Consider the following 12168-nt stretch of genomic DNA (forward strand, 5'->3'; position numbering starts at 1 on the left):
GATAACTTACTATGAATATTAACAATTTTTGCCAGAATATTTTTTTATTATCACGCATATTATGCGCTGCAATCCATAGTATAAAAATCTAAAATTGTTAAATACCATTTATTATCCAGTTGTGTAAGATAAAATATGAAAATATTTTTTTCATCATCCGGTAATGTATCAGGAAAGTTTTCAATGTAAACAACTTTCACTGTTTTAGAGGCTATTTTATCGGCAATGGATTGGTGCTTCTCCCAAATAGGTCTTTTTTCAAATTGATAGTGTTTTAATTCCCAATGATAATAATCAAGCGCTATTTTTAAAGCCTCAATATTTTTTTCTTTTGGATTGGCATACAGACCTAGTTTATTAACTTTTTCACTACATGGATCAAATGGAGGATATTGTTCATATTGTATTTTAGGATTGCCAGATATTGTAACCCCTAGCAATTCATCTTCTACCCAAGAGGGTATTTTATTTTCAACTCCTTTATCATTAAATTTAAATTGTTCAATTCTTCTCATTGTGGGACTGGTACTCGCATTATATACAATGAAAAGACCTATATCTTTATTAATATATTGGTTAATTTCTTTAAAATTCTTTTTATTAAAAAGGTCAATAAGTTGATAAACCGTAGCATCAAAATGTGGGATTGTTTGAGTCATTGCTGATTGATTTTCTATTTTTTGACTACATGCCATGTTAGCCAAAGACAATAAAATCAGTAATAATATTCTCATTTTAAAATTGTTTCCTTTTACTATTAAATCAACCTGTTAAGACTATTTATAACTCATTTTTCCGCTTTATCAAATACTCAGTGATTATTTTTGAAATGGTATAAATAATACTAAGCATCTGGTTTAAACTCAAAATCATCATCAAAATAAATTTCTTTGATGTCTTTTTTATAAGTTACGATATATCAAAATTATCTAATCTTCTTTCGAGTAACTGTTTCTTTATTTAATTACTTAATAATTGTGATGCATTAACCTCTTTATAAAAAGCAAAAATATATCAAACCCAAAAAAGTAATATGTGGTAAAAATTGCTTCATAGGGTTTTCTCTTTTGTATTTTTATGTTTTAAAAAAATAATATAAGTAAAACTGAAATATAAAGAATTAAAGGAATCTTATAAATCATATCAATGATATTTTGTCCTATCATTTCATTTTCATCAGAAAACAAAACATAATAATTATTGTGACTTAAATAATTAATATAATTATAATTTTCAGAAAGAGGATTCAATTTTAGCGCCAAAAAGACAGTAGGATCATCCTTGCAAATAAGAATTTGGGTAAAACATTTAATTAATAGCAATAGTATTATTAAGATCTTTAATAATTTCATATTGTCATCCATTTATAATCTTATTGAACAGATTGAATTTCGACTTTAATTCGGGGATGTGCTTCATAAATATTAATTTTTCCCTATTCTTTTCTTCCAATAATATGATGATATTCAATATCTACCCAATTATTTTTTACAATATGTCTTTTTTCTACTTGATTAACTTTTGTACTTAGCTTATTTGCTTAATATTGTTTGTGATAACAGCATAGCAATAGACGAGAATAACTTATTCCAAAATTGATTTGAATTTTAATGATTTCAGACTTTTCTTCACCCACAAAAATGACAATAAACATGAAAGTAGGTTTCCGAGTGCCATAGAGATAAAAATGCCATTCATTCCCATTTTTTGAACAAAGACTAAATATAGTCCTATAGAAAAAATCATGATCATTCTAATATAAAGGATAATTACCGCAGGTAGGGGTTTTCCTGTCGCTTGAAAGAATGATGCGATTATCCATGATATTGCCATAAAGCAAAATGTAAATGATACGATTAGCACTTGTTTGCTGGCAAGATTAATCACTTCGGGTATTGAAGTAAATATTGAAAATAACCAAGGAGAAAGTAATACATACACTGCTGCAATGATGCTACATAGTATCATTATTGCCCTTAAGCTTAGATTAAAAGCTTCTTTAATCCGATCAAGTTGATTACGTCCATAATTTTGCGAAATAATGACCGTCATTGCACCAGCAATAGCAATCATCGGAATAACTAAAATCTGATCAATTCTCCCAACCAATGTCCATGCATTCATTGCATTTTCATCAAAGGTATTGGTGATCATTTTGTTATATGCAACGATAATGATATAAGTTGAGGCTGTCATTAAAAACTGAGGTAATCCAATTCGAATGATTTCTCTGGCAATTTTTCCGTTAAAGTGAGAAAAGTTAAATGTTAACGGAATTCTTGATTTTCCCTTGTGTATAAAGCGGATTAAATAGATAAAAGCCATAAATAACGATATTGTTGTGGCTAAACCTGCACCAGCCACCCCCATATCGAGTACAAATATCAATATCGGATCAAGTACGATATTGAGCGTTACCATAATCATAAATGATATTGCAGTAACATATGTCAGGCCTTCGCCAATAAGAATACCGCCATAAACCTGTAATAATATTATGAACAGTAAACCTGGGGCTAATGAATATAAAAACTGTAGGCTATAGACTGTTGCTTCTAGGCTTAATTTATCACCTGATAATAAATTAATAATTTGTGGGCCAAAAGCATAACACATAATCATAAATGGCACGGTTAGCAGTAAAGCTATGACGACACCTGTAACACCCAGATTTTGATAATGATTAAATCGTTTTTCACCGATCAATCGCCCCGTTGTGGTACTGAGTCCAACGGCTAAACCTGAAGCGATAGCTTCAAAGACAAAAAATAATGGAAATAAAAGACCGGTTCCCGACAACGGGGCTGAAGAAGTCGGATTGATCAATGAAATAAAATAGGTATTTATTATTAAGTAAGCATAATTTAATAAGTGACCAATAAGAATGGGAATCCCTATTTTTATAATTATTGGCATGATTGGACCTTCAAACATGCCTTTTTGCAATTTTTCTTGAAAATTTGACATAGATTTCTCTTTAAGTTTATTTTTTAATAAATAGTGATGTTATTTTTCTCTAGCGCAAAAAAGCTTCTAATCGACATGTTATCGAGAGCAAAATATCCATTATATTTTTCACTTTATAGCACCTGCCCGAACAGCACCTATCCCAACCTAAAACGTTTTGTTAGACAGTTCATGGCGGTAAAACCTTCTTGCCTTTTGGTGGAATGAATCGCAATAAGGATATTTTATTTACAACGAAAAAATTAACTGTCTGTTATCGATGGAATGATATAATCCGCCATGAGTTCCCACCTGTCGATTATCATCTTGTCGACTTTCGATACGATTGCCACTATCAGATCCTTTTCGGGAACACAATAGAGATAAGTTCCGCCTACGCCTGCCGCGAGAAAAGTGTTAATACCCTTATCTTCTCTAAGCCACCACATATAGCCACAATCTTCCGTATGCTGTTTTAGCGATTCAGTTATCCAGTTTTCTGAAATGATTGGCTTGTCATTGCAATGGCCTTTATTCAAATACAAATATCCCAAACGAAGCATATCACGCAGAGTTAAAGACAGTCCCCAGCCTCTAGTATTGATATTTTGAGGATCTTTTATCCAACCAGTAATATTTTCACCATAGACCTCTTCTTTAGAAAAGGATTTCATCTGCTGGTCAACGATCTCTTTCACCCCTAAATAACTAAATAATGATTTATTGGCAAATTCTCGGCTTGATAGTCCAGTACTCCGCGTAATAATCGCTGAAAGAAGGTGGGCATTAGACATATTGAATTGAAACTCCCCAAGCTGGCCTTTTTGTCCCAACATTTCAAGCATAAACATCGTCCAATTCTTTTGCCTTCTCAACCTATCTAATGGCTCACTCTTTTTCCAAGAATAGGGTGCAGTCATGGTAAGTAAGTGTTTGATTGTCAGATGTCGCTTTAACATATCACTGGCTTTGGATTCCGCTTCTGGAAAGAAATCCAGTATTGGTTGATCGACGCTTTTTATATATCCCTTATCAATGGCTATTCCCACTAAAGCGGAAGTAACGCTTTGTGTTACTGAAGTTAGATGATGAGTATTTTCAGCATGGTAACCTTTGAAATATTTTTCAAACACAATGCCGCCTTTTCGCAAAATCGCGATTCCTTTAATAATACCTAGTTGAAAATTCAAGGCGACATCCAGCTCTCTCAATTTATCTAGATTCATATCCACCGATTCTGCATCAATGGTTTCTAATTCTTTTATATTAGCCATAATCAAGTATCCACTTTTTAAATCGTAAGGTATTTTCCGATTAGTGATTTTGGATTTTTCACCAAGTCTTTAGGCGTTCCTTCGGCAATGATTTCACCGCCTTTTAATCCTCCTTCAGGGCCAAGCTCCACAATCCAATCACACGATTCAAGAACTTCATGATTATGTTCAACAACAATCACAGAGTTTCCGCTTTTGATTAATTCATCCAACAGTTTTATTAGCTGAGCTGTATCATAAAGGCTTAAACCAGTAGTGGGTTCATCCATGATATACAAGATATGACCTTTTCGTTGCCGTCCTAATTCCTTCGCGAGTTTTAGTCTTTGGGTTTCCCCCCCGCTCATTGTTGAAGTGGGTTGCCCAAGCTTTATATATCCCATACCAATCCGTTCCATTATCTGTAACGGACGAACGATGACATCATTATCACTAAATAGGGCTATCGCTTCCGAAATCTGCATATCAAGAATTTCTGAAATATTTTTCCCTTTATACGTGACCGTTAAAACTTCGTTGTTATATCTTTTACCTTTACATTTTTCGCACGTTGCGTACATCTTTAAGCTACCTTCAGGAAAAATAGCTTTACGTCCACTACCATGACACTCTCGACAAGCGCCCTCGGAATTGAAGGAAAAGTGTCCTGCCGTTAAATTTAACCGTTTTGCTTCGGGTTGTTCTGCAAATAATCTTCGTATCTTGTCCCATATTTTGGTAAAAGTAACAGGATTCGAATTTATATTTCTTCCTATTGGTGCCTGCGATACTTCAGCAAAGCCAGAAATATTTTCTGCGCCATCAAGCCTTTCGGCTATTGTTTCGATTAACAGTGATTCTTCTTCAAGATCTACTACTTCCCCATTGGTATTGTTCTTATTGGCGTCTAAGCGAAAATAACTTTTTAACAGGGGCGTAAGTGTGTTCGATATCAAGGAGCTTTTACCACTTCCGGAAACGCCCGAAACCCCAATAAGAACGCCTAATGGAAATGCGACTGAAATATCTTTTAAATTGTTGGTTTTGGCGTGTCGAATGACTAAACGAGGAATAGCAGAATCATCGATATTTTGTTTTAACATCCTTACTGGCATTTTTGCCTTGCCGGAAAGATATTGTCCTGTCAATGATTTATCGCATTTTAACAGACCGGCATAATCACCTTCATAAATCACTTCTCCGCCTTCAATCCCCGCTTTTGGACCAATATCAATGATATGTTCAGCTATTTCTATCGTACTTCTGTCATGTTCCACGACAATAACCGTGTTACCTAAATCTTTAAGCGCTTTTATGGATTGTAAAAGTTCAAGTTTTTCTGATTCATGTAGACCTACTGTGGGTTCATCAAGAATATAGATAAGTGATTCAAGTTTCGACTCCAAATGCGAGTTAAGGAAGAGTCGTTGTATTTCCCCGCCACTGAGTGAGGACATTTCTCTATAAAGTGACAAATGACCTAAACGAGAAGCAATTAATGAGTTTGTTTTACCCAAAATATCTTTAAGAAGATTTTTCCCAAATTGCGTTATTTCGTTTAGTTCCAATGCCGATTCAAAAAACGTTTTAGCCTCGTCTAAAGTCATTTTGCCGACTTGACCAATATGTTTATCATTAATTAATATGTTGCGAGCTTCTTCACCAATGCGATATCCATGACATTCTGAGCAAAGGGTTATTTCGTATAGACCATTTAAATATTCGCCTCTTTTGTGTTTAGCTTGCAAAATTCTTGATAAGCAGAAGCTTTGATTTGCACTGTTATTGCTGACATAATGGCCGTTTACCACGTCTTCTTTTATTTCATCCGGTATTTCTAAATAAGGCTGCTCCATATAGCCTTTGAAATTCCTTTCCAAGACGCGAAGTATACCGGGGGTTACCCCGATAAAATTAAATAACTCTCGAACGGTGGGATTTTTATTTGCAATAAGCTTTTCCATATTAACGTGATAATATGCGCCTCTGCCAGCGCATTTCATACACATTCCGTTAGGGTTATTATAGGAAAAATAGCCTAATTCAAGGCGCTCTTCCTCATGTCCACACTTAGCGCAGACCTTATCTTGTCCAATAGTTTCGTTGCACTCTGAACATTTAACCCGCCCTTCACTTGAATACAGTAGGGCAAGAAGGTTGAATATGTTTGTTTTTGAACCGACTGTTGATCTTGGGTTATTCTGACGTACAACGCTTTGCTTAACTGCAATTGTCGGGCCGATACCCTCTATGCTTGCAAATTTTCTCTCATTTTCAAGTCCCGGAAATATTCCTAATGATTGAAGATACCCTTTACGTCCTTCTTCAAACACAATATCAAACATCAGACTAGACTTTCCTGATCCACTTATACCGGTAGCAACGGTTAATTTGTTTTTGGGAATAGTAATATCAACGTCTTTAAGATTGTGAATGCGAGCTCCTGTTATTTTTATACTTTTCATCTAATCAAACCTTGTCTTTTTAATTAAGAAATTCCAACTAATTTATTTATCGTTAAGATCAACCTATTGAGGAAATATAGAGCATTATTTTTTATTAGTGAAATGAAATATCTATATTTTTTAAAATTTATTGACAAAATTGTAATTTTGTGCATTGGTTGTGTTTGACCAATATTTTTACTCGAACTTCATCGAAAAATTACCTAATAATCTTATATTGGCTTTCGCTTCTTTTGCCTAGCTAAATTAGGTACATTAATTAGTAATTAAAAAATTTATTAATAAAAATTCAGAAGGATAAAAGTGTTTAAGAAAAAGTTTAAAATTAAAAAATGACATTATTTTTTTTAAATGTCCCATTTTTCATTATCGAAAAATAAATCGTTAAAACGTAGAATTAAAGAATTAGCCTGTAAACATTGCGGAAAAAGGCGATTTGGAAATGCTAGCTTTCCATTAACAAAAATAAATGAGCATCGACTCAAAGCGACCGTTATTTAGTGCGAAGATGATAAAAATATTTAACTGATTATAAAATGGTTTTAGATACACATAGAAATTACATTGTTTTTATATTTACCTTTAAAAGAGATAACTCCAAAAATCTATGTCATTATCTTCCATTTCTCATGCTACAATCCTATTATTACCATACCTTCAACTCATTGCTACCTTGGGGCATATATAAGAATAAAGGTCTACCTCCTTCGTCATATTAACAAACTCAAATATCATTATTTAAATAATAGATACAACTATCTCTATTAGTTAGTTTTGATTTTTTCTTGAAAAAGTTTTATATCAAACTTTTTTATGGAAAGGCCAAAATCTTTCATGGATTGAGAGTAACTGGGAACTGCCATTCATAGCGAAAATGTCTATTTGTAATATAGTCCATGATATCATAGGTTGAAAATTACCTTTCATAATTGAATGATATAGTTTCTATGAAATATTGAATATTTTCACTATAAAAATATCAATTTGTATGCATTAGAGAATCTGTACCAACCCTTTTGAATAAGAGCATAAATTTATTCTGTTGGAGCTTGGTGCTACATAGTAGCTTTACATTCGCATAATTAAACACGTCCTTTATAACTCGTAATACCATTATTATCCCATGAGTTAATTTAGCCAAAAATCTTAGTGGTATTAAACTTTGAAAAATAGTCAATTCGATAAATAGATACTTACCAATATAAATATAGGTAGTTAAAAAAATCTCGATAGGTTTAAATCGATAGACTTTCAATACATTCCATTAAATATATCCTTATAATGTTATTAAATATTAATTTATTATATGAAAAATAGCATACCTGTTGCGAAGAACCAAATTTCGGATACAAAAACCAGTATAGATTGTTTTTAACCTAGAATTTTCTTGCTTTATTATTTGCTTAATTACTAAATTTAACTAACTACTCTTGTTTTAACGTATATCGATAACATAACACAGCAACATTTCTAATTAAAAAAAAGCAAGGTATTTAACCTTGCTTTTTAAAACAACACTGATTAACTAGCCATTTTTTCCGCTAAAGCGATTTCTTGTTGGGATTCTGGTTTTTTGATCATAGCATAAATAATACCACCAATAAGCGAACCTATAGCTATGGCTAATAAATATTTAACCGGATGATCAACAACACCAGGAATAAGTAAAGCAAATATTCCACCGTGTGGTGTTCTTAAAGTTGTTTCCCATAATAAAGCTAACCCACCGGTTATAGCTCCACCAATAATACAACTCGGGATAACACGCAAAGGATCTCGGGCAGCAAATGGGATCGCACCTTCTGAAATAAAGCAAAGTCCTAAAACAAATGCAGCTCTACCACTTTGCTGCTCTGTTTTATTGAATTTCTTACTCGCAATGATTGTGGCAATTGTCATAGCCAGTGGCGGTACCATTCCCGCCGCCATAATGGCTGCCATTGGTGCGTATTGCTGTTCTGCAATTAAGCCAACACCTGTTGCATAAGCTGCTTTATTAAGTGGACCTCCCATGTCAGTACACATCATCGCACCTAAAATTGCGCCTAAAATCACAACCGAAGTAGAATGCTGCATTACTTTTAACCATTCATTCAATGCCTTCATAAGAAAAGCTATCGGTTCACCAAAAACCAGTTGCATACCTAATCCAACTATTAAGGTGGCAATTAATGGTACGATCAGAATCGGTTTTAGAGAACTCATACTCTGTGGCAATTTTATATAGCGTGTCAGTAATAATGCAACATAACCAGCAAAATAACCGGCAATGATTCCGCCTAAAAATCCAGCACCAATTTCAGCCGCTAAAAATCCACCAACCAATCCAGGAACCAGACCAGGTCTATCCGCAATTGAGTATGCTATATAACCAGCTAATAATGGTACCATTAATATAAATGCTATTGAACCAATTTGCGCCAGATGTGCTTCTCCGACTAAGGTATTGACCATGACTTCTTTCGTCACTTCAATATTATCAACCGTTACTTTAACCATTTGTGGTAAATTTTCAAAATGGCCTAAAGCAAACGACAGAGCTTTAATTAAACCGCCCGCGACAACCATGGGTAACATATATGAAATACCGGTTAATAGGTGTTGATAAATGCCTTTTTTCTCTTTGCTAGTCTGTGTTGTTTTAACAGTCGATTCTGGTTGATAAATTTTCGCTTCAGCAAATGCACGATCAAATTCTTGAGCCGTTTTCTTTAATGCTGGTCCTGTTTTGGTGCGATACATTAATTTACCAGCAAATTTACTAAGGTCTACTTCAATATCACAGGCAACAATTACTATATCAGCGGCGGCAATTTCTTCGGCTGTTAATTCATTACCAACCCCAACCGAACCACGGGTTTCAACCTTACACCACCAACCGCGTTTTTTCGCCTCTTCTTCAATCGCTTCGGCAGCCATAAAAGTATGTGCAACTCCGGTTGGGCAAGCTGTTACCGCAACAATTCTTTTTGTATCTTTATTTATTATGGTATCAGATGAAGAGACATCGGTATTAACGGTGTAAATTTCAGCTTTATTTTCAGTATCAATTAAAATCTGTTTTGGATTAGCAAAAAGTTGATCAATATCCATAACAGTGTAAACTTTTTTACCATTTAAAGTGGTATCAGATATTGTTCCTTGTCCAATCAAGACCACAACAGCTGCATCGTTAACAACATTAACAATTGTATGATTTAACTCTTTAGCTGCTAACGTTAATTCTGCCTTAGCTAAACGTGCTATTGCGGGTCCAATTTGATTTGTTATAGCTATATAAATATTCATATTTTCTCCTATCCAGCAATAATTTCTATTTGCTCAATCATCTCATCAAGCTTTGTCTTATCAGAAATACCTACCCCAGCCTGGCTCACTGATAAGGCAGAAACTGCACAAGCAAAAATTAGTGTCTGTTTAATTGAATAATTGGATAATAACCCGTGTACAATTCCAGCAACCATGGTATCACCAGCACCAACAGTACTCGTTACTTTACATTTAGGAGGTTTAGCTATCCATGCTTCTTGTTTCGATACCCATAAAGCGCCTTTACTGCCTAAAGAAACAATTACATTCTCTATTCCTCGACTAACTAAATCAAACGCTGCTTTTTTAATTTCATCGATTGATGATAAAGAATAACCAACTAACATTTCTAATTCTTTATCATTGGGTTTGATTAACCAAGGTTTGGCTTTTAGTCCAGCGGCTAATGCATCTCGGCTACTATCGAAAATAACTTTAGGGCAGATAGTCTTAATTTTTGCAATCCAATTTGAAAACGCTGTTAAATCTATACCTTTTGGAAGACTACCACTAATGACAACAATCTCAGCATCACTGAGGAAGCTTAATGACTGTTCCGCAAAACTTTGCCATTGATTATTATCAACGGTAAATCCCGAAAAATTAAGATCTGTGACAGAACCACTTTCTTCAGTCAATTTGACATTAATCCTTGTACGACCAGCTATAGCAGAAAATTTATCTTCGATACCTAATTGACTAAAGAGATGGCTAAACGCTTCGCGGTTCAAATCACCTAAAAAACCACTTGCTGTGACTTTATGCTCCAGATCGCATAATACTTTAGCTACATTAATCCCTTTACCTGCTGGTAAAAAATCATTTGTGCTAACTAAATTAACGTCGCCTAATTCAATATTCTGACAATAACCTATAAGATCATATGCAGGATTTAAGGTAAATGTTACAATACGATGGCTCATTATTCGGCTCCCTCCCCTAAACCTTCGGCAATGCCTTTTCCTATCGCATTTATCGCTTCTTGAGCATCATCACCGGTTGCTGTAAATTGTAACCGACTACCTTTTTTTGCGCCGAGAGCTACAATTTTCATTAAACTAGTCGCACTGACCGGTATTCCAGAGCCATCCAAATTAGCTACAGTAACTTTACTATTAAATTCTTTCACTATTTTAACCAGCACAGAAGATGGTCGTGTATGCAACCCATTTGAATTTAAGACTACAAAATCCTGCGTAACGGAATTATTATTCATAGATGCCTCACCCACTGAAGGGGTGATATTGGACGTTGTTCCTGAATTTATCATTGACTCATTCAATAATATTGAAATTAGTTGTGATTTATCGGCAGTATGAAGTATTGTTAATTGTTTATTAAATACTAAAGCAGCTAAGTTATTCATTACTGAATTGATAGCATCATTTTTTGAAGCAATGGTTAATAATAATTTGACGGGTTGTCCCGATTCAGAAAATTCCGTATTAGGTCGACTAATCGCTATAGCATTTTTAAGATTGCCATTCACACTATCATTCAACCAAATTCCTTGCCCCAAATAATTAGGTTGTTTATCGATCACGTTAATAACAAAATCAGTATTAACAGCATTAATATGTTTCAACCTAGAAGCATTTAATGCTTGTAACGTTGCCATATTATCGGCAGGAATATCAAGCATTAATAATGAATCATCAAAAATAATCGTTTCTAAATCAACTTTATCTTTCTGCCCTGTGAGCAAAGCGATAGCATCATCTTTAGTTTTTATTTGTTTAATGCGCTCCTCAACATCTTCATCACCTAACACATGTGTTAGGTGACGCAATAAAGTGAGATGTTCATCAGAACTTGCGGCAATGCCAATAGCGATATAAGCTTTTTCACCGTCATCTCCCCAAACTACGCCTTGCGGAAAACAAAAAACTTGTACACCTGTTTTTTTGACTAAATGCCTAGTAGTTGTTGTACCATGTGGAATTGCAATTCCGCTTCCCAAAAAAGTGGCAGCTTGCGATTCACGTTCCAACATACCATCTACATAACCTTGCTCGACATATTTCTTTTCGGTTAAAGCATGTGCTATTTGCTTAATCGCATCTTGCTTATTGTCAGCCTGCTGATTGAGATAAATATCATCTTGCATTAGCTGTAACATAAAAACTCCTTATACGTAAATCACAGGAAATACTCTTGTCTAAAACAATTGAATCGTTTCAGCTATAATGCTAAGA

Annotated in this window: 7 protein-coding genes; all 7 read right to left on the reverse strand. The window is 34.2% G+C overall.

Annotated features, from left to right (window positions below; genetic code table 11):
• Positions 1-59: 59 nt before the first annotated feature.
• Positions 60-734: a hypothetical protein gene (locus JMI89_RS00630; RefSeq protein WP_220679058.1), complete on the reverse strand. Its 675-nt coding sequence runs from the start codon at positions 732-734 to the stop codon at positions 60-62.
• An 850-nt stretch (positions 735-1584) separates the two neighbouring features.
• Positions 1585-2967 (reverse strand): MATE family efflux transporter, encoded by a 1383-nt coding sequence (locus JMI89_RS00635; protein ID WP_220679059.1) that lies wholly within the window; start codon positions 2965-2967, stop codon positions 1585-1587.
• A gap of 242 nt (positions 2968-3209) precedes the next feature.
• A complete protein-coding gene (locus JMI89_RS00640; protein ID WP_220679060.1) occupies positions 3210-4220 on the reverse strand; it encodes a serine hydrolase in 1011 nt (336 codons plus the stop codon).
• Between the two features lie 17 nt (positions 4221-4237).
• On the reverse strand, positions 4238-6055 hold the full coding sequence (locus JMI89_RS00645; protein WP_220679061.1) for an ATP-binding cassette domain-containing protein: 1818 nt from the start codon (positions 6053-6055) through the stop codon (positions 4238-4240).
• Positions 6056-8185: 2130 nt separating this feature from the next.
• Positions 8186-9952, reverse strand: a complete 1767-nt coding sequence (locus JMI89_RS00650; protein WP_220679062.1) for a fructose-specific PTS transporter subunit EIIC — start codon at positions 9950-9952, stop codon at positions 8186-8188.
• An 8-nt stretch (positions 9953-9960) separates the two neighbouring features.
• Positions 9961-10896 (reverse strand): 1-phosphofructokinase, encoded by a 936-nt coding sequence (gene fruK / locus JMI89_RS00655; RefSeq protein WP_220679063.1) that lies wholly within the window; start codon positions 10894-10896, stop codon positions 9961-9963.
• A complete protein-coding gene (fruB, locus tag JMI89_RS00660; RefSeq protein ID WP_220679064.1) occupies positions 10896-12092 on the reverse strand; it encodes a fused PTS fructose transporter subunit IIA/HPr protein in 1197 nt (398 codons plus the stop codon). The genes fruK and fruB overlap by 1 nt, the downstream gene beginning before the upstream one ends.
• Positions 12093-12168: the final 76 nt, after the last annotated feature.

The organism is Frischella sp. Ac48, from assembly GCF_019641635.1.
Lineage (GTDB): Bacteria > Pseudomonadota > Gammaproteobacteria > Enterobacterales > Orbaceae > Frischella > Frischella japonica.